Source organism: Schaalia dentiphila ATCC 17982, assembly GCF_000154225.1.
GTDB lineage: Bacteria > Actinomycetota > Actinomycetes > Actinomycetales > Actinomycetaceae > Pauljensenia > Pauljensenia dentiphila.
In genome coordinates, this window is record NZ_DS264586.1 from 1,557,523 (window position 1) to 1,576,996 (window position 19,474).

Annotated in this window: 13 protein-coding genes and 5 tRNA genes; 7 read left to right on the plus strand and 11 right to left on the minus strand. The window is 65.1% G+C overall.

All coding sequences use genetic code 11. The features are described 5' to 3' along the window. Positions 1-113 precede the first annotated feature (113 nt). The 6 genes from ACTODO_RS06625 to ACTODO_RS06650 all read right to left on the minus strand — a co-directional run bounded on the left by ACTODO_RS06625 (position 114) and on the right by ACTODO_RS06650 (position 3,531). Positions 114-1,742: a DUF5979 domain-containing protein gene (locus ACTODO_RS06625; RefSeq protein WP_003792561.1), complete on the minus strand. Its 1,629-nt coding sequence runs from the start codon at positions 1,740-1,742 to the stop codon at positions 114-116. A gap of 1,333 nt (positions 1,743-3,075) precedes the next feature. Continuing rightward, positions 3,076-3,150: transfer RNA gene (locus tag ACTODO_RS06630), tRNA-Val, on the minus strand. Between the two features lies 1 nt (position 3,151). Next, a tRNA-Cys gene (locus ACTODO_RS06635) sits at positions 3,152-3,222 on the minus strand. 34 nt (positions 3,223-3,256) lie between these two features. Further along, positions 3,257-3,329, minus strand: a tRNA-Gly gene (locus tag ACTODO_RS06640). 56 nt (positions 3,330-3,385) lie between these two features. Next, positions 3,386-3,457 (minus strand) — tRNA-Val (locus tag ACTODO_RS06645). A 1-nt stretch (position 3,458) separates the two neighbouring features. Beyond that, positions 3,459-3,531: transfer RNA gene (locus tag ACTODO_RS06650), tRNA-Gly, on the minus strand. Between the two features lie 153 nt (positions 3,532-3,684). Here ACTODO_RS06650 and glgX point away from each other — a divergent pair. The 3 genes from glgX to ACTODO_RS06665 all read left to right on the plus strand — a co-directional run bounded on the left by glgX (position 3,685) and on the right by ACTODO_RS06665 (position 7,708). Next, the gene (gene glgX, locus ACTODO_RS06655; RefSeq protein ID WP_003792563.1) at positions 3,685-5,820 is read left to right on the plus strand and encodes a glycogen debranching protein GlgX; all 2,136 of its coding nucleotides are present in this window, start codon (positions 3,685-3,687) and stop codon (positions 5,818-5,820) included. A 118-nt stretch (positions 5,821-5,938) separates the two neighbouring features. After that, positions 5,939-6,463: a DUF3000 family protein gene (locus tag ACTODO_RS06660; protein WP_003792565.1), complete on the plus strand. Its 525-nt coding sequence runs from the start codon at positions 5,939-5,941 to the stop codon at positions 6,461-6,463. Beyond that, complete coding sequence (locus ACTODO_RS06665; protein ID WP_003792566.1) at positions 6,464-7,708, plus strand: HRDC domain-containing protein; 1,245 nt, start codon at positions 6,464-6,466, stop codon at positions 7,706-7,708. It begins immediately after the preceding gene. A gap of 10 nt (positions 7,709-7,718) precedes the next feature. On the opposite strand, the gene dxs is transcribed toward ACTODO_RS06665, so the two are convergent. After that, entirely contained in the window at positions 7,719-9,620 is a 1,902-nt protein-coding gene (gene dxs, locus ACTODO_RS06670) for a 1-deoxy-D-xylulose-5-phosphate synthase (RefSeq protein WP_003792567.1), read from the minus strand. A 134-nt stretch (positions 9,621-9,754) separates the two neighbouring features. On the opposite strand from dxs, the gene ACTODO_RS06675 reads away from it, so the two are divergent. Continuing rightward, positions 9,755-11,755 carry an alpha/beta hydrolase family protein gene (locus tag ACTODO_RS06675; protein ID WP_003792568.1) on the plus strand — a complete coding sequence of 667 codons (2,001 nt, stop codon included), beginning with the start codon at positions 9,755-9,757 and terminating at the stop codon, positions 11,753-11,755. Between the two features lie 50 nt (positions 11,756-11,805). Further along, the gene (locus tag ACTODO_RS06680; protein WP_003792569.1) at positions 11,806-13,593 is read left to right on the plus strand and encodes a chloride channel protein; all 1,788 of its coding nucleotides are present in this window, start codon (positions 11,806-11,808) and stop codon (positions 13,591-13,593) included. On the opposite strand, the gene ACTODO_RS06685 is transcribed toward ACTODO_RS06680, so the two are convergent. Beyond that, positions 13,590-14,939 carry a class I SAM-dependent RNA methyltransferase gene (locus tag ACTODO_RS06685; protein ID WP_034512239.1) on the minus strand — a complete coding sequence of 450 codons (1,350 nt, stop codon included), beginning with the start codon at positions 14,937-14,939 and terminating at the stop codon, positions 13,590-13,592. The two genes, ACTODO_RS06680 and ACTODO_RS06685, sit on opposite strands and share 4 nt — an antisense overlap. Next, positions 14,936-17,011 (minus strand): APC family permease, encoded by a 2,076-nt coding sequence (locus ACTODO_RS06690; protein WP_003792571.1) that lies wholly within the window; start codon positions 17,009-17,011, stop codon positions 14,936-14,938. Before ACTODO_RS06690 ends, ACTODO_RS06685 begins: the two co-directional genes overlap by 4 nt. A 108-nt stretch (positions 17,012-17,119) precedes the next feature. On the opposite strand from ACTODO_RS06690, the gene ACTODO_RS06695 reads away from it, so the two are divergent. Then, complete coding sequence (locus ACTODO_RS06695; protein WP_131332847.1) at positions 17,120-17,770, plus strand: potassium channel family protein; 651 nt, start codon at positions 17,120-17,122, stop codon at positions 17,768-17,770. Between the two features lie 2 nt (positions 17,771-17,772). After that, on the plus strand, positions 17,773-18,477 hold the full coding sequence (locus ACTODO_RS06700; protein WP_003792573.1) for a potassium channel family protein: 705 nt from the start codon (positions 17,773-17,775) through the stop codon (positions 18,475-18,477). Here the strand turns inward: ACTODO_RS06700 and ACTODO_RS06705 are convergent. Both ACTODO_RS06705 and ACTODO_RS06710 read right to left on the minus strand, forming a co-directional pair. Next, positions 18,420-19,094 carry a DUF3159 domain-containing protein gene (locus ACTODO_RS06705; protein WP_034512244.1) on the minus strand — a complete coding sequence of 225 codons (675 nt, stop codon included), beginning with the start codon at positions 19,092-19,094 and terminating at the stop codon, positions 18,420-18,422. The genes ACTODO_RS06700 and ACTODO_RS06705 overlap by 58 nt on opposite strands. Further along, positions 19,094-19,474, minus strand: coding sequence for an OB-fold nucleic acid binding domain-containing protein (locus ACTODO_RS06710; RefSeq protein WP_003792575.1), 381 nt, complete (start codon positions 19,472-19,474; stop codon positions 19,094-19,096). Before ACTODO_RS06710 ends, ACTODO_RS06705 begins: the two co-directional genes overlap by 1 nt.

Below are 19,474 nucleotides of genomic sequence, written 5' to 3' on the forward strand. Positions count from 1 at the left end.
CACACGAATCATCCGCTACAAGAAAGCACACGTAAAGAAGTGGGTGGGATGAGCACTGCTCATCCCACCCACTGTGCGCCCTCAGGCACTCATGCACCTCAGGGGTTTCGTCATCAGTGACTACGACGCTTGGCCGCCACGAGAGACAGGCCCGCGATCGCGACGATTCCAGCCAGGACACCCAGGCCTGCCGCATCGGTACCAGTCTTGGCCAGCTGCGGAGCGGGCGAAGGAGTTGCCGAGGGGGTCGGAGAGGGAGTCGAAGGCGTGGCCGACGGAGTCGGGGTCGGAGCCAGAACATTGGTGAGGGTCAGCGAGTAGACCTGATCATCGCTCAGTGTGAAGGTAGCCTCGCGGTTATCTGCCGAGAGGGTCACGCCGTCGGCGGCCTCGAAGACGCGGCTCTCGCCGTCGTTCCAGGTGATGCCCACACCGGCGGGCAGGTCCCCCTCCGACACCGTCACGACGGTACCCAGCGGCAGAGACGTGGGGTATGTGTAGGTCTCGCCAGCCTTAACGGAGGCCTCGAAGGTCTTATTCACCGAGGGATCGGCGTCATTCTTCAAGGTGATCGTCAGCGGGTACTCGAGGTCCTGTGCGGATTCGGGCAGGTCACCCTCGACCTTCTTGGTCACGGAGAAGGTCTGATGGGCGTACGCGTCGGCGGCCGCACCGTAGTGGAGGGTCTTCGTAATGGGCTCGACGACCTTGCCACCGAGAATGTTGAAGTAGACGGTGTTGGAGAAGACACCCACGACGTCACCGGCGCGCTTCGCACCGTCGATGTGGGCGGGGAGCAGGATGATGGCGGACTGGTTCGCAGGAATCTCGGCGAGCGTGACGGTCACCTTGGAGGAGGAGCACTCGACCTGCGCAGCAGCACCGAAGGCACCCTTCGAGGTGTCATTGTCCTGGCGGAGGCCCTCGTAGGTCGTCGGATCGGTCACCAGGTAGGTGTGGTTCTTCGTGTATTCATTAACGACGTCGCAGTTGAAGCTCCAGTTAGAGCCCGCGGGGACCTCGTCGACGATCGACGCGCCGGTCACGGCCTTGTCGCCAGCGGGGAAGACAACGCGCCACATGATGGCCTTGTTCTCGTCACCATCTTCGTTCTCACCGAGGGTCAGCCAGCCGTCCTTCTGGTAGCGGGGGACACCCGGGGTGCGGCGCAGCATGTCGATCTCACGCTCGACCTTCTTGCCGAGCTTGACCGTGTACTTCTCACCGCCGGGACCGGTGTAGTAGGTCAGGCCGTTGGTGGAGACATGGCCGTACCATTGCGCGGCGGACTCGACCTTCTCGTTGAATACGACGGTTACCATACCGTCAGCACCCCAGGTGCCGCAGCCGACGACGACGCCATTGTTGGAGATGACCTCGAACTTACGGGCAACGTTCGGACGGAGGACGCTCTCCCCCGTCGCAGTGTTGACGATCGAGGCGTCGTAGGTGAAGTAGTCACCGGCCTTCACGCGACCGTCGGTCTTCCACGGCAGCTTGATACCGAGGTCCCACCAGTCACCCACAGCCTTGGTCTCACGGCCAGTGTGGTCGACAAGCTGAGCATTGTCCCAATCCAAGGTGACCTTGTTGCTCACATTCGTAGTCGGCTCGGGGCAGCTCAGTGGAGCCGCGGACGCAGGAGCCTGAGCGCCAATAAACTGGGCCAGGCCAAAGAAACTCACAACCAATGCGAAAATTGCAAGAAGAACACCGAAGTGACGGCGCTTCAGGGTAACCATAGAAAACTCCTGTCAACGGGATGTGCGACAGCGTCGCCTCATACTTCACCATTTTATGCCAACCACCTGCACTTTGGTCAAGAATCAGAGCGATTAGTTCCGCAGGCACAACAACTAACACGAGCAACAAAAGCAAACATCACCACTTTGGCGGACTGATTTATAGACTGACAAAATTTGCTACTCGGGCGTGTCGTCCGATGAGCGAACAACTGACCCAAAACGCCGACAAACTCACCAGTCGTTCAGCAAATACGAAAACGGCAGAGGTCACCCACAAGACGCACCAGCCCGAGGCTCGCACTCAGAGGCCACCACCCCACAACACACGGGGTATAGGACACAACGCATTGGTCGCGATTCGGCGCCTGACAACGTCGAGAACCGTGTCGTTGGGCTAGCGAGCTCGCGCCGCTGCACCTCAGATAGGATCGACTCCATCGCGAAGATTCCACCTGATCGGGAGCATTCCACCCGATCAGAAGGGGTTGACTCTTCCCGATCACGTGTCACACCTCATCGGCCACAAGCGCCCTCGCGGAGGTTACAGCCCGTGACCTCCCCCGTCATCGCCGACGACGCCCCACCGGCATTTTTCGGTGCGCCGCCGGGCAACCCTGCACCAGTGAGGGGCCTTGCGCCAGTAAGAGAGCATGACACCAGGGGTAATGCTGGGGGTTTTGCATCATGAGGACCCTCCCTTCGGCGTGTTGCCACTGAGGCGGTCTACTTGTTGGGCACAACGGCACCCGGCCTGGTGTATACCTCGCGCGCGAACCACTGAATCTGTGCGTTAACCCCTTGATACGCACGTAAACCTCTAGATATGCGCGTGGGCGGCGCTGCCCACGCGCATGTCATCGGGTCCACGTGCGAATCAGCGAGCCCACCTGCATGTCATCGGGTTAACGCGCAAGGTGTCAGGCCCACGTGCGAATCAGCGGGCCCGCGTGCGCGGCGAGGAACGAAAGCCGCTAGCACGCCTCGGCAAACTGCACCCCTGAAGCTGAGTGCCCATACCTGGTCATCGTTCGCCCACACGCCGGGCATTTGGGGGTATTCATACCCCCACGATGAAACAACCAACTTCAATGTTGATTTTCCCGCACCAGCAAGCCGAAAAGTCGCTACAAAACCAACACGATTTGTCCATCCTCATAGTTGGCCCCAACCAACTAAAATACCGACTTTCCCGCACCAGAAAGCCGAAAAGTCGGGCTAGCAGCAACACGTAGTGTCCTATAACCCCGACAGAACACAAACAGAAAAGCTCCCGCCGACAATCGGCGAGAGCTACATAAACAAAAAAGCCGGATCATCAGATCCGACTTACTGGTGGGCGATACTGGGATCGAACCAGTGACCTCTTCCGTGTGAAGGAAGCGCGCTACCCCTGCGCCAATCGCCCGAGGTGGGTACGGGATTCGAACCCGTGTATACGGCTTTGCAGGCCGCTGCCTCGCCTCTCGGCCAACCCACCACACCCAATGGGATCGAGTGGATTCCCGATTGAGAGCGGATGACGGGACTCGAACCCGCGACCCTCACCTTGGCAAGGTGATGCTCTACCAACTGAGCCACATCCGCGTGAACCGCTTGTGCGGCCGGGCTATAGCCCGCCAATCCTGTTACCAGGATGACCGTGGGCGATACTGGGATCGAACCAGTGACCTCTTCCGTGTCAGGGAAGCGCGCTCCCGCTGCGCCAATCGCCCGAGCGGATGACGGGACTCGAACCCGCGACCCTCACCTTGGCAAGGTGATGCTCTACCAACTGAGCCACATCCGCGTTTCTCAGAACGTCAACCGTTCTTCGCAACGGGTAAAACCTTAACAGAAGATCTGGCCAGAACGCAAAACCAAATCCCCGTTATCCAAGTCACACGCTCATTTTCGGGCGGACTATCACCCATCAGTCCATATTCGTGCGAGGCTTGTCGGTATGGAAACGCGACCTGGCAAGGCCTACCCTCTGGGTGCCACCTTTGACGGAACCGGAACGAACTTCGCGATCTACTCCTCGGTTGCGACGTCTGTGACACTGTGCCTCTTGGATGACAACCTCAACGAAATGCGCATCCCCATGACGGAAGTCGATGCCTACGTGTGGCACGTCTACGTGCCACAGGTGCGCGCCGGCCAGTGCTACGGCTACCGCATCGACGGCCCCTGGGACCCCCAGAACGGTTTACGCTGTGACCCTTCGAAGCTCCTTCTCGACCCCTATGCTAAGGCGATCGAGGGACAGCTGAAGGATTCTCTTGACCTCCTCTCCTATCAGGCCGACGATCCCCTCATGCTCAAGGGCGGCGACTCCGCCGATGCAACCATGCACTCCGTCGTCGTCAATCCCTTCTTCGACTGGGAGGGGGACCGCAGCCCGGGACACGACTACTCCGAGTCGATCATCTACGAGGCCCACATCAAGGGCATGACGATGCGTCACCCGGACATCCCGGAGGAACTGCGCGGCACCTACGCGGGCATGGCGCACCCGGCGATTATCGAGCACCTGACGAAGCTCGGCATCACCACGGTCGAGCTCATGCCGATCCAGCAGTTCACGAACGATACGACGCTCCAGGCCAAGGGATTGTCGAACTATTGGGGCTACAACACGATCGGCTACTTCGCCCCACACAACGGTTACGCGGCTACGAAGGACCCTGGCGCACAGGTTTCTGAGTTCAAGGCAATGGTGAAGGCCCTGCACGCGGCTAACATTGAGGTCATCCTCGACGTCGTCTACAACCACACGGCAGAGGGCAACCACATGGGCCCAACCCTCTCTTTCCGCGGCATCGACAATCCTTCCTACTACCGCCTTGTCGACGGGGATCGTCAGCACTACTTCGACACGACGGGCACGGGCAACTCCCTCCTCATGAGCTCTCCGCAGGTCCTTCAGCTCATCATGGACTCGCTGCGCTACTGGGTGACGGAAATGCATGTGGACGGCTTCCGCTTCGATCTTGCCTCCACCCTGGCTCGCCAGTTCGCCGAGGTCGACCGACTGTCCGCTTTCTTCGATCTCATCCACCAGGACCCCGTGGTCTCGCAGGTCAAGCTCATCGCGGAGCCATGGGACGTGGGTGCGGACGGCTACCAGGTTGGCGGCTTCCCTCCCCTATGGTCCGAATGGAACGGCAGGTATCGCGACACCGTGCGCGACTTCTGGCGCGGCGAGTTCTCCTCGCTCCCTGACTTCGCCTCCCGCCTGGCCGGTTCCTCCGACCTCTACGGGACGACCGGCCGCAAGCCCATGGCGTCCATCAACTTCATCACCGCTCACGATGGATTCACACTGCGCGATCTTGTGTCCTACAACGAGAAGCACAACGAGGCGAACCTCGAGGGTGGGGCGGACGGCGCGAACGACAACCGTTCGTGGAACTGCGGCGCCGAAGGCGACACGGATGACGAGGAGATCATCGAGCTACGCTACCGTCAGCAGCGCAACTTCCTGACGACCCTCATGTTTTCCCAGGGCGTGCCGATGATCGCCCACGGCGACGAGCTTGGCCGCACCCAGCGGGGCAACAACAACGTGTACTGCCAGGACAATGAGCTCTCGTGGATCAACTGGGATTTGAATGAGCACGACTACAAGCTCCTGCGTTTCACCCGCCATCTCATCCACCTGCGACGCGATCACCCGGTGATGCGCCGCCGGCGTTTCCTGGAGGGTCCCGCGCAGCGCGGCGGTGAGTCCGAGCTCGGCGAGATCGAATGGTTCACCCCGGCGGGCACACACATGACGGAAGAGGAATGGAACCAGCCGTGGGCGCGCTCGACGATGGTCTTCTACAACGGCGATGCCATCCGTGAGCCCGACGCAAACGGTCGCCGCATCCTCGACGACGATTTCCTGCTGCTGCTCAACGCTGCTCCGGAACCCGTCGACTTCACGCTCCCTGACGCGAAGTATGGGCACATCTGGCACACCGTCGTCGACACGGCGGGCGACGATGATCGCTCCGAGTACCACTCCGGCGACATCGTACACGTCGGACCGCGTACCTCGTTCATCCTGCGCAACCCCCGCCGCTTGGAATCGCCGGAGCAACAACGACCGTGACGAGCCACGCGTACCCGCTACTTATCGACATGAAGGTTGGCGGCGCGTCTGGACCAAAAGGCGCATGGACACCCGTACGATTTGATTTGTGAATGAAAACGGGGCGCCCGAGGAGTTTATGCGGGCTCTGCTGTCCCTGCGACAGGCGGACCACCTGGCACACATACTCCTCGAGGAGGTGCCCCCACCTCGCCGTTTGGCCCCCTTTACGGCGGCGCTCGCGATGCGAACCACGGACGAGGACGAGGCCGGACAGCCCCTGTCGACTGGTCGTATGGTCATCCTGCACGACCCCGTGGAGCAGATCGGCTGGAACGGTACGTTCCGAGTCGTATGTCAGCTGCGCGCGCAAGTCGATGCCGAGATGATCGGCGACCCGATGTTGTCGGAGGGCGTGTGGGGCTGGATGCTCGATTGCCTGGAGACTGCGGGAGCTGGATTCCACGACATTACGGGCACGGTGACGCGCGAAATGAGCGAGGCCTTCGGCGGTCTTGAACTGCGAGGATCGGCTCTGTTCGTCGATGTGCGCGCCTCGTGGACGCCCAACAGTGAGTATCTTGGTGAGCATCTGTCCGGCTGGGCGGATGTCATGCGTCGGACGGCAGGGATTGTGCCTGCCCGTCATCTCGAAGGAGTCTGAGTGCTGGTCAACAATGGCGGCGGTTTGCCGCAGGGCGATACGGATAATCCGGAGCTCATTGCGCAGCCGCGTGGGGGGACCCCCGCCGTTATTGACACCCAGAAGGATCTTGAGGCTGCAGCTCGTGCACTGAGCACTGGTTCGGCCCCGATCGCCCTGGACGTCGAGCGCGCTCAGGGCTTCCGCTACGGCTCCGATCCTTACCTCGTGCAGATTCGCCGCGAGGACGTGGGCACGTTCCTCATCGACACGCACGCACTGCCGGACCTGTCCGTGCTGCAGCCGGGCGTGGAGGACGTGTGGCTGCTGCACGATTGTTTGCAGGATCTGCCGAATCTGCGCCAGGTTGGGCTGCGCCCCTCCACTCTCTTCGACACCGAAATCGCGGCGCGCCTCATCGGCCTGGAGCGTTTCGGGCTGGCGGCCGTCGTCGAGCAGGTGCTCGGCCTGGGCCTCGTCAAGGATCACCAGGCCTCGGACTGGTCGGTGCGTCCCCTGCCGAAGGAATGGCTACGCTACGCAGCCCTCGACGTTGAGCTGCTGACGGAGCTCTACTACCGCCTCTCGAAGCGGCTCGATGAGATGGGCCGTTGGGAGTGGGCGCAGCAGGAGTTCGGCTACGCCCTGTCGGTCACCCCTCCCGGTCCGAAGCCCGATCGCTGGCGTTCCATACCCGGCGCGGGCAAGATCCGTTCTCGCCGCGGCCTCGCGGTCCTCAAGGCCCTGTGGGAAACACGCGAGTCGATCGCTCGGCGCATCGACCTCAGCCCCGGCCGCCTCGTTCGTAACGCCGCCCTCGTACGCGCGGCCTCGAATCCTCCGCGCAACAAGCGCGCGCTCATGAGCATTAGCGAGTTCCGCTCCCCCGTCGCCCGCCAGTATGAGGACGAGTGGATGCGAGCCCTCGCCAGCGTGGCCGCCATGACGGAGGACGAGCTGCCTCCCAAGCGCAAGCCCATGCAGCCCGGGTCGATCCCGGAACCGCACCACTGGAATCGCATCGACGAGGCCTCGGCCGCGCGCCTGGGAACGGTGCGTAACGCGGTCGCTTCGGTCGCGTCGAGTCTCGGTCTAGCACCCGAGGTTGTACTCGCTCCCCAGGTGCAGCGCTATCTCGCGTGGGCTCCCCTGGATCCGGCACGCCCGTCGGGCGATGAGGTCGAGGAGCGTATGGTCAATCGCGGTGCGCGCGACTGGCAGATCGATCTGACGCTCGACCCGATCTGCGACGCGCTCGGCGTCTGATTCGAATGATCTAGCGCTCGCCGATTCGCTCGACGAGCTCGCGGGCCGCGCGTTCGATGCCGTCGGCGTCGAAGCCGAACTGCGCGATCATGGCCGCGCGTTCGCCGTGCTCGGGGAATTCTTGCGGCACGCCCAGGCAGCGCACGGGCACGCCGGTCTCCGCGACCGCGTCGCGCAGCGACCATCCGAAACCGCCCTGAACGATGCCGTCCTCGACGCTCACGACGCAGTCGTAGTCCCGCACCAACGTCGCCAGCTCCGGGCAGATGGGGATCATCCACTGTGGATCAGCGACCGTAACACTCACTCCGGCAGCAGCCAGGCGACGCGCAGCCTCGATCGCGTCGGGCGCGCAGGCGCCGGTGCCCACGATGAGCACCCGAGCGGGTGAATCAGCCACTGCCTCGTCGAAGAGAATGTCCACTCCCCCGACGCTGCGTAGCGCCGGCATGGGCTCGGGCAGCGATCCCTTGCGGTACCGGATGACGGTGGGAGCGTCATCGACGTCGAGAGCCTCACGAAGGCGCGCGCGCAGCGTCTGCTCGTCGCGGGGAGCCGCCAGACGCAGGCCCGGGATCATCGAGCACATCGCGATGTCCCAGACGCCGTTATGCGAGGCGCCGTCCGCGCCCGTCACACCCGCGCGGTCCAGCACGACAGTGACGCCCGCGCGGTGGAGGGCGACGTCCATGAGAAGCTGGTCGAAGCCGCGGTTCAGGAAGGTCGCGTAGAGCGCCACGACGGGGTGTGCGCCCTGGTAGGCCATGCCGGCGGCGGAGGCGACAGCCTCGGCCTCGGCGATGCCGACGTCGATCACGCGACCCGGGTAGGCCTCGTGCATGGGGCCAAGGCCCACGGGGCGCATCATCGCGGCCGTAATCCCAACGATGTCGTCGCGCGTGGCGGCCTGAGCGCAGATCTCGTCGGCGAAGACTCCCGTCCAACCGAAGCGCTCGGGGGCGACCGGGAGCCCGGTCTCCGGGTGAATCGGGCCGACCGCGTGGAAACGGTCAGCGATGTGCTCCTCGGCCGGCGTGTAGCCGCGGCCCTTTTCGGTGATCATGTGGACGAGGACCGGCTCGTCGAGGGAGCGACCGCGGCGCAGAGCGGTCTCGACCGCCGCGATGTCGTGGCCGTTCACGGGGCCGATGTACTTCAGGCCAAGGTCTTCGAACATGACCTGGGGCATCAGCGCGTCCTTGATGCCCGATTTCAGACCGTGCAGCGCGTCGTAGGCCGCGCGTCCCGGCGTACCGTGGCTCAGCAGGTGCTGTTTGCCCCACGCCAGGGCCTTCTCGTATCTGGCAGAGGTGCGCAGCGCGTCCAGGTGAGCCGCGAGACCGCCAATCGTCGGCGCATAGGAACGACCGTTGTCGTTGACGATGATCATGATGCGGCGGTTTTTCGCCGTCGCGATGTTGTTGAGTGCCTCCCAGGCGAGGCCTCCCGTCAGCGCGCCATCGCCGATGACACCCACGGTCCAGGTGCGATCCCCCTGGCGATGCTTCTCACGCGAGATGCCATCCACCCACGCGAGCGACGCCGACGCATGCGAGGACTCGACGACATCATGCTCAGACTCACCGCGCGACGGGTAGCCGGACAGGCCTCCCGGGCAACGCAAAGACGAAAAATCCTGACGTCCGGTGAGGAGCTTATGCACGTACGCCTGGTGGCCGGTGTCAAAAATGATCGTATCCTGCGGGGAGCGGAACACCCGGTGCAGGCCGATCGTCAGCTCGACGACGCCCAGGTTCGGGCCGAGATGCCCGCCCGTTCGCGACACGTTATCAATCAGGAACGCGCGAATTTCCGCCGCCAATTCGTCCAGCTGCTCGCGTTCCAGGCGACGCAGCTCCCGCGGTGCGCTACAGCGCGACAGCAGGTCGCGTGACTCTCGTGTTCCAGACATGAGAACCAGTGTAGTTGCCGAAGCGTCTCATCTACAGATCAAAGTGCATGTCAGGTACGTTCGGCCCGCGCAGGCGACAAGCGCGCGCACTAAGATAGGTGGTGTTGGCTCGCCGTACCGCTTAAGGAGGCACTATGTCCGTCACCGTCGCACCCCACGGCCTGTGGAAGTCCCCCATTTCGGGCGATTCTTTCACTGCCCGTTCGGTCACGCTCTCCCAGGTTCGCGTCGACGGACCCGACACCTACTGGGTGGAGGGACATCCGCTCCAGGGCGGACGTGGGACGCTGCTGCGCCGTCGCGGTACGGGGGAAACGGGCGAGGTCCTGCCTCTCATCGACGGTTCCCGCCTGCCCGATGTCGGCACGCGCGTGCACGAGTACGGCGGCAAGGCATACGCCGTTCACCACGGCGTCATCGTGTTCTCCGATCAGACAGACGGCCGCGTCTACGCCTTTGATACGGCCGATCCGCGCCGCGTCGTGCGTCCCCTGACGACCCTGTCGAAGGTCCGCTACGGCGACTTCTGGATCGCCGACGTGCGCGACCTCGTGTACGCGGTGGCCGAGGACCACTCTGCCCCGGGCGAGCCCGTCAACAAGATTGTCGCTATCCCTCTCGATGGCTCCGCCGCCCGCGACGACAGCGCGATCATCACGGTGTTCGAGGGCACCGACTTCGCTCAGGCTCCGACGGTCTCCCCCGACGGCACCAAGATCGCCTGGATCACGTGGAACCACCCGAACATGCCGTGGACCTACTCTCAGCTGCGCGTCGCATCCCTGACCTTCGAGGGCACCATCGATCAGGAGGTCGTCCTGGTGGATCGCCCGGGCGTGTGCATCTATGAGCCGCGCTGGACGCTCGACGGCGATCTCATCCACGTGGATGACTCCTCTGGCTGGGCAAACCTGTACCGCACCCAGGGCTTCGTGTGGAAGGAAGGCGAGGACCCGAACGCCTGGACCTCGCGTCTGCGCACTCGCGCGCTGCACCCGGGACCCCACGCGTTCTCGCACCCGCACTGGCAGCTCGGCCTGCACTCCTACGACAACTACGACAACGACTACCTCGTGTGCTCGTGGGCCGAGGACCAGGTCTGGCACATCGGAACCGTGCGCATCGACAACGGCATGGCCGAGGAGTGGGCGACCGGCTGGTGGCCCATCGGTAACGTCGCCGCAGCGGACGGCCGCGTCGTCTTCCTCGCGGACTCCGCGACGCACACTCCCGCGATCATCGAAGTGTCGCGCGGCAAGACCAAGGTTTTGCGTCCCTCGTCGGAGGCCGAGGTGCCCACCGCCCTCGTCTCTACGGCTGAGATGCTCACGTGGAAGACCTCGGACGGCGAGGAGGCGCACGGCTTCTACTACGCGCCCGTGAACCCCGAGTTCACCGCCCCCGAGGGCGAGCTGCCACCGCTTATCGTCAACGTGCACGGTGGACCGACTGAAGCAGCCCGCCCCGGCCTGCAGGTGCCCTTCCAGTACTGGACCAGCCGAGGCTTCGCAGTTCTGGACGTGAACTTCCGAGGGTCGACGTCCTTCGGCCGTCCCTACCGTGAGCGCATCAACGGCAACTGGGGCGTCATGGACGTTCAGGACTGCATCGACGGCGCCCAGTACCTCATCGATCTTGGCCGCGTCGATCCAAAGCGAATCGCGATCCGTGGTCGTTCCTCCGGTGGCTTCACGGTGCTCAACGCGCTTGTGTCCTCCGATGTGTTCACCGCCGGCGCGTCGTTCTCGGGTATCGCCGACCTGGTGAAGTTGAAGGAAACCAGCCATAAGTTCGAGTCGCACTACGACGCGATTCTGCTCGGCACCGATGACACCTCAGACCCGGTGTGGGCGCAGCGCTCGCCCATCAACCGTGTCGGTGACATTAAGGCACCCCTCATGCTTCTGCAGGGCACCGACGACCCGGTCGTTCCCGCCTCGCAGGCCCAGGAGATGTACGAGGCACTGCGTGCCAACGGCAACGCGGTCGCCCTCAAGCTCTACCAGGGAGAGGGACACCGCTTCCGCTCGGCCATCAACATCAAGGATGCGTGGCAGTCGGAGCTGGCCTTCTACAGGACCGTCTGGGGCATCGCCACCGACGCCCCCATTCACGTGGAGATCGCAAACCTGTGACACCCCTGAGTCAGTCCCCGCAGCCAGAGGAACCGGCTACGGGGACTCGCTTGCGCGTCGGCCATGCGGTCGCCGCGCATCGTTCCCTGCTCGGCGTGGCCGCCGCACTCGTTGGCGCAGTCGTCGGCGCGGCAGCCGTCGTCTTTAACCTCGCGATTCGCGCGTGGACGTGGGTGTCCACCGGCTTCGACGAATACACGACCCACGTCGGCCAGCCGCACGGCGTCTGGGGCTGGACGCCGTGGCTCTTCCTACTTCTCTCCCCCGCCATCGCCGGCCTGCTGTACGGGCCGCTCATCCAGCGTTTCGCGCCCTCGGCAAAGGGACACGGGATCCCCGAGGTGATGCTCGCGGTGCGCCGTAAGGGTGGGCGCATCCCTGGGCGCGTCGCCATCGTCAAGATCCTGGCCTCGGCCCTGACCATCGGCTCGGGCGGGTCCGCGGGACGCGAAGGCCCAATCGTGCAGGTGGGCGCGTCGCTGGGATCCACCATCGCTTCGTGGCTGCGTATGCCCGTCTCCCGCGTGGTCCTGTTGGCCTCGTGCGGGTCGGCGGCCGGCATTGCGGCCACGTTCCACGCGCCACTCGCGGGCGCGGTGTTCGCCCTCGAGGTGATCCTCGTCGAGTTCACGGCCGAGACCTTCGGCTTCGTCGTGCTGTCAGCCGTCACATCCTCGGTGGTCGCGCGCATCCTGCAGGGCGACGAGATGGTCATTCGTGTCGCCGACAACCTGACCTTCGCGTCGATGTCGGACATCTGGTGGGTGGCGTTCCTCGGCCTCGTCGCGGGGCTGTGCGGCCTCGGCTTCTCCAAGCTCCTGTACGCCTCAGAGGACGCGATCGACTGGCTGTGGGCTCGCACGCACCTGCCCGAGTGGGCGCGTCCGGGCGTGCTCGGCCTCGCCCTCGGCGCAGCTCTCGTTGCTTTCCCGTACATGTACGGTTCGGGTTATCCGCTCGAGGAGGACGCGATCGCGGGGAGTTACTCGATCGCGTTCCTGCTGGCCCTCATGCTGGGCCGCGCTGTGTTCACGTCGTTCACCATTGGTATGGGCGGTTCGGGCGGTGTCTTCGCGCCCACGCTGTTCATCGGCGCAATGGCCGGCGCCGCCTTCGGAGACGTCATTTCGCCTCTGTCGGATTCTCCCGTCGGTGTGTTTGCCGTGGTGGGCATGGGAGCCGCCTTCGCGGGTGCCGCGCGTGCCCCGATGACGGCGGTCCTCATCATCGTGGAGATGACCGGCCAGTTCTCGCTGATCCTGCCGATGATGCTCGCGGTTGTGATCGCGATGGGTGCCTCGCGGTTCCTGACGCGCGCGACAATCTACACGGAGAAGCTGCGCCGCCGCGGCGACGTCCTCGACGACCCGGTCGAGGGCACGCTGCTCGGCACGCGCGCGGCCTCCGAGTGGATGACGGAAGCTCCCGAGAAACTCCCGTGCGAGGCGAGCGCCGCGTCAGCGATTGCCGCCCTGCGCCGCACGAAGGAGACGGTACTGCCCGTCATGAACGACGACCGACGTTTCATCGGACTCGTGTCGTCGCTGCGCCTGGCCGAGCTCACGCAGGAGGACGGATCGCTCGACGCGCCCCTGTCGGATTTGCCTCTCATTGACGAGGCCGTGGCCGCCTCCGCTCCCCCGTCCGAGGTTCTCGGGGCGCTGCGGCGCACGGGCCTGCAGTCTTTGCCGGTCGTGGATGCGGATCGCCGAGTCGTCGGATGGGTGTCCGAGCGCGACCTGGTGGATCGCATGTACCGCGACCAGCGCCGCGCGATCGAGGCCCGCACGCAGACGTCGTGGGGCTCGCGCATGCAGGAGCGCAGAAGAAGCCGCTAGCGGCTCAGGACAGAGACCATCTCCACGTGGTGGGTGTGCGGGAAGAGGTCCCACGCCTGCAGCGATTCGAGCTGGTATCCGGCCTCGGTGAGGGTGCGCAGGTCGCGTGCGCCCGCCGCCGGGTCGCAGGACACCAGGACGACGCGAGGGGCACCCGTGGCGGCGATCGCCTCGCACACCTCGGCACCCGCACCGGCGCGCGGCGGATCCGCCACAACGACGTCCGGCACGGCACTCAGCTGGCCAGACAGGTCGACAACACCCTCGCGATCCACGTTTCCGGCGAACGCGTCCACCCAGTCGAAGGCCGCGAGGTTCTCGCCGGCGTCACGCACGGCGCCCTCGTCACCCTCGAGCGTCACGACGCGCCCCGACTCGCCGACGGCGCGCGCGAGCGGCACGGAGAACAGGCCAGCACCCGAGTACAGCTCCATGACCGCGCGACCAGCCCCGGCCTCGCCTGCGCCGAAAGCAGCAGCCAGCACGGCGTTCGCGAGCACCTCGGCGCCGCGCACGTGCGTCTGCCAGAAACCGGAGGGCCGCACGTAGTACGACTCGACGCCGGAGCCGACGGGCACGTTCCAGCGCAACACGTCGGCGTCGATGCGCAGGCCGTCGGTGGCGTACGTGTCCTCGCCGATCAGGACGACGGGATCGCCGCCGGAGGGGGCCACCGCGCGCACGCGGTCACCCGGCTTCCACAGGCGACGCCACGGCGTGTCCTCATCGAAAAGTCCGAGCTCGCGGATCGCGGGCACAGCCAGCGGCATGTCCTCGAGCGCGATGACGCGGCGGCCGCGGAACTCGTGCATGCCGGCGCGCCCATCCGCGTCGATAACGACGTCAATGCGAGAGCGGCGACCGGTCAGCGGATCGTTCGCATCCTCATCGCCCGGCGCGGGAGCGACATGCACTCCACCGAGGGCTTCCACGGCATCGGACAGGGGTTCTCCGCCCACGCGGCGCAGCTGCCCGGCAATCACGCGGGATTTCCAGTCGCGCTGTGCGGCGGGCGTCAAGTGCGCGAGCTCCCCGCCGCCGACGCCTCCCGGACCGGCCTGGGGCCAGACGGACTCAACGCGGTCGGCCGAGGCCTCGACGACCTCGATGGCATCCGCCCACGCGAGCTTCTTCTGGACGGCGGTCACCCGCGCGCGGACAATCTCACCAGGTGCCGCGTGGCGTACGAAGACAACACGCCCGCTCTCGTCGCGTGCGACGCACGCGCCTCCGTGTGCGGGCTCGCCGACGGTCAACTGGAGGATCTCGCCGATCCCCTCGCGGGGCTGCACGGCTGCGGTGCGACGGCGCGGAGAGGGACGACGGCGGGACGGGCGGGGGCTCATGCGTTCTCCTCGGTGGGGCTTTCGCTGCGAGTGGTGCCGGGCTGCTCGGTACGGGACTTCGAGTCACCGGAGGCCGGCGCTGCGACCCGCGAGAACGGGTCATTGACGCGCTGACGGCCTTCCACGACGTCATCCTCGCCGAGCTGCCACGGGACGACGGTAATCACCACGCCGGGAACACCGAGGAGCGCGGCTCGTAGGCGCAGGGCCGACTGGTTGTGCACGATGTTCTCCCACCAGTGGGTGACAAGGAACTGCGGCATGTAGACCACAAGCATTTCGGTGGGCATCGCGCGACGGCGCCCGCGCACATACTGCAGGATCACCGAGGCGATGTCTCGGTAGGGCGCGGATAGGAGCGTCAGCGGCACGGGAACGCCGGAGGCCTTCCACTGGCGCAGGATCTTGTTCTCTTCCTCGTCATCCTCGACGACGGAGACGAGCTCGATCGACGTCGGCGAGGACGCACGAGCCGCCGCGATCGCTCGCATGGCGGGGCGCGACAGGGAGGACACGAGGACGAGGGCACGCACGCGGGTCGGCAGGGCGCGGCGCGCATTCCAGTCGTCCACGCGCAGCTGCGAGCGGACCGTCTCGTAGTGGTGATGGATCGAGATCTGGATGCCAAACACGATCGCGATCATGAGCAGGGTGATCCACGCGCCGTGCGTGAACTTCGTGGCCAGGACGATGATGAGCACGAGGCCGGTCATCATGAAGCCGACGATGTTGACGGCGCGCGAGCGCAGGACCGCCATGCGCTCCTGGCCGGACTGGCGCGAGCGCAGCTGCCGGTTCCAGTGCTTGATCATGCCCAGCTGCGAGAGTGTGAAGGAGATGAAGACTCCGACGACGTAGAGCTGGATGAGGCGCGTCGTCTGTGCCTCAAAGCCGACGATCAGCGCGATCGCGGCGACGGTCAGGACGACGATACCGTTCGAGTACGACAGGCGGTCGCCGCGGCGCACCATCTGGTGGGGCAGGAAGGAATCGCGCGACAGGACGGATGCCAGCGTCGGGAAGCCGTTGAACGCCGTGTTTCCAGCGAGCACCAGGATGAAGCCTGTGACGACGGTGATGAGGATGAAGAGAATCGATCCCTGACCGAACACTGCGGAGGCGATCTGCGAGATCGCCGGTTCGATGGGCGTGTTCTCCGGGACGGGCACGCCCTGGTAGGTCAGCTGGGTCGCGGCGTCGTCGACGATCTTCACGCCGGTCGCACGCGCCAGCACGAGGATCGAGATCATCATCGAGGCGGCAATCAGACCGAGCATCGCCAGCGTGGTCGCCGCATTGCGGGACTTGGGGCGGCGGAACATGGGCACGCCGTTGGAGATGGCCTCGACGCCGGTGAGTGCAGCACAGCCCGAGGAGAACGCGCGCATGAGCAGGAAGGCACCAGCGAGTCCGGCAAGGCCGTCGGCGTGGCCGGGAGCGGCGACGAGGTCGTAGGCGGCGGTGGGCGACTCACCGAGGTGTCCTGTGGCCATCTTCGCGAATCCGACGACGACCATGAGGCCGATGGCCCCCATGTACAGATACGTGGGCACGGCGAACGCTCCGCCGGCCTCACGGGTGCCGCGCAGGTTCAGGGTCGCCAGAATGACGACAAGCGCAACGGCGATCGGCACCTCATAGCCGAGGAGGGCCGGGACGGCCGTCGTGATGTAGTTGGCTCCCGACGAAATCGAGACGGCTACCGTCAGGATGTAGTCGACCAGCAGCGCCGAGGCCACGACCAGGCCCCAGGAACGGCCCAGGTTCGTGGTAACGACCTCGTAATCGCCGCCGCCCGATGGGTAGGCGTGCACCGTCTGACGGTACGACGCGACCACGACCGCGAGCACGATCGCGACGGCGACACCCACCCACACGGACTGAAGCGCGGCCATCGAACCGGCGAGCGCAAGGGTGAGGAGGACTTCGTCCGGCGCGTAGGCGACGGACGACAGAGCGTCCGACGCGAAGATCGGCAGGGCGATTCGTTTGGGGAGAAGCTGGTGGCCCATCGCGTCCGATCGCATCGGGCGCCCGATGAGCACGCGCTTTGCGTAGGCCAACAAGTTCATCACGGATGTTAAGCGTAGTCCACCGAGCCTGACAGTGGCAGCGCCGAAGCGCACGCATGGCTATTTCGCGAGGACCGGAGTAGTTTGGTAGTCGTGCACTTTGTGATCATGGGTTGCGGGCGCGTCGGCGCTCGCCTGGCATCGACGTTGGACGCCGCGGGTCATTCCGTGGCGGTTATTGACCAGGATTCCAAGGCTTTCTCTCGCCTCTCCCCGGACTTTTCCGGTCGTCGCGTGACGGGCGTGGGCATGGACCGCGACTGCCTGCGTCAAGCGAACATTAAGGACGCGTACGCGTTTGCGGCCGTCTCATCAGGTGATAACTCGAACATTATCGCCGCGCGCGTCGCACGTGAGGTCTTCCACGTCGAGCACGTGGTCGCACGCATCTACGACCCCACGCGCGCCTATCTGTACGAACGCCTCGGGATTCCGACGGTCGCCTCGGTGCAGCGCACCACCGAGTCGGTGATGCGCCGCCTGCTCCCTCCGGACGCGTCGCTCATCTGGTCCCACCCGACCGGCGCGGTCAGCCTCGTCAATGCGACGCCCTCCCCCAGCTGGTACGGCCTGAGCTTCCAAGTTGTCGAGGACCTCACAGGCTGCCGCATCGTCTTCACGTCACGCTTGGGATCCATCCGCACCGCATCGCCGGATCTGGTGGTCCAGGAGCACGATCAGCTGTATTTCGCGATCAACGGGACCGAGACCGCGCAGCTGCGCGACCAGTTGGCTAACCCGCCCAAGACGGAGGTGTGAGCATGAAGATTGTGATTGCTGGAGCCGGATCGGTGGGTCGCAGCGTTGCCCTGGAGCTGCTCGCTCACGGTCACGACATCACCCTGATCGACAACATGCCCGAGAAGCTGCGCATCTCGTCCGTGGCAGACGCTGACTGGGTGCTCGCCGACGCGTGCTCGCCTGACGCGCTGCACGACGCGGGCGTGGCCGAGGCCGACGTCATGGTCGCCGCGACCGGCGACGACAAGGCGAACCTGGTCATCTCCCTGCTGGCAAAAACTGAGTTCGCGGTGCCCCGCGTGGTTACGCGCTTGAACAACCCGAAGAACGAGTGGCTGTTTGATCAGGCGTGGGGCGTGGATGTGTCCGTGTCGACGCCGCGCATCATGACGTCTCTCGTCGAAGAGGCGGTCTCGGTGGGCGTTCCGGTGCGTCTGTTTTCCTTCAACACGGCCGCTGTGTCGATGCACGCGCTCATCCTGCCGGAGGATTCCCCGGTTGTGGGCAAGCGCGTCCATTCCCTGCAGCTGCCGGCCCGTTCAGTCCTCGCTGCGCTTCTGCGCGACGGTCGTCCGATTACGCCGAGCGCCGACGACGTGTTCGAGGCCTCCGACGAGCTCCTGCTCCTCGTGCCCGATGCGGACACCGCTGAGTTGCAGGACCTGCGTCAGCTGGTCGCGTCCCCTGTCTCGGAGGAGTCCGAGGACGAGGACACCGAGGAGTAAACCTTCAGCTTCCACCAGGTGGCCCAGGCTCCCAACGCGAAGAGCGGGAGTCCGAGGGCCAACTTGGCGACGCCGAGAGCCGCAACCTGGCCCGTGAGCCACAGGGGTGCCTGCACGGCGACGCGCAGGGCAAAGATTCCCGCCCACATCCACGTGAGTAAGTTGCAGCTGCGGCGCAGGGACGCGTGGTCGGGGTCGGACTGCCAGCCCTTCACCAGGCCGGTCAGCGGACCGTAAAACTGGGCGACGAGGCTTCTCCCGCACAGGACGGACAGAGCGAAAGCAAGCGCCATGGCCACGTTCGTCGCAATGCCCCAGGCGAAATAGTTTTCTCCACGCCCGGTCGCCGCCGCGAAGATGACGCCAATGGCTACTCCGAAGAGGCCGGAGAGCGCCTGCCCCATCCCCTGGTGTTGGACGAGGCGGATCACGCAGGCGATCAACGCGACGGCCAAGGCCGCAATAAGCGTTGGCAGGAGGTCGCGCGTGGCCACAAAAACGATGACGAAAAGGATTCCGGGCGCGGTGGCTTCAATGACGCCGCGTGTGCCGCCCAGGGCTCGTGACCAGGAGAATTCCTCAGAGGTGGCCTGATCCATCCAGCGAGGAGTCGGCATCAGCCCTCCCCCGCGATCACTCGGTACAGCGGGTTAATGATGACGAGGCGTTCACCCACGCGTCCAACGGTGCCTTCGACCTCGAGCCGCTGGCCGACGCTCAGTCCGGGGATGGAGGATCGTCCGGGCCAGCGCAGCTCCAGCGTGTCGGTGCCGTCATAGAGGGTCGCGACGAGGACGCGCTGGGCGCCCTCCTCGGGCGGGTAGGTCATGCCCAGCAGCGTGCCAAACACGAGCACGTGAGAGCGGTCGGCCACGTCTCGAATCGGCGTGATACCACGGGCGGCGCGCGCCGAGTCCTCGTCAAGGGCGGCATCCAGGGAACGCGCGTCCTTGTCGAGTCCGAGCGCGGCACCGACCTTAGCGAACCACGAGGCCAT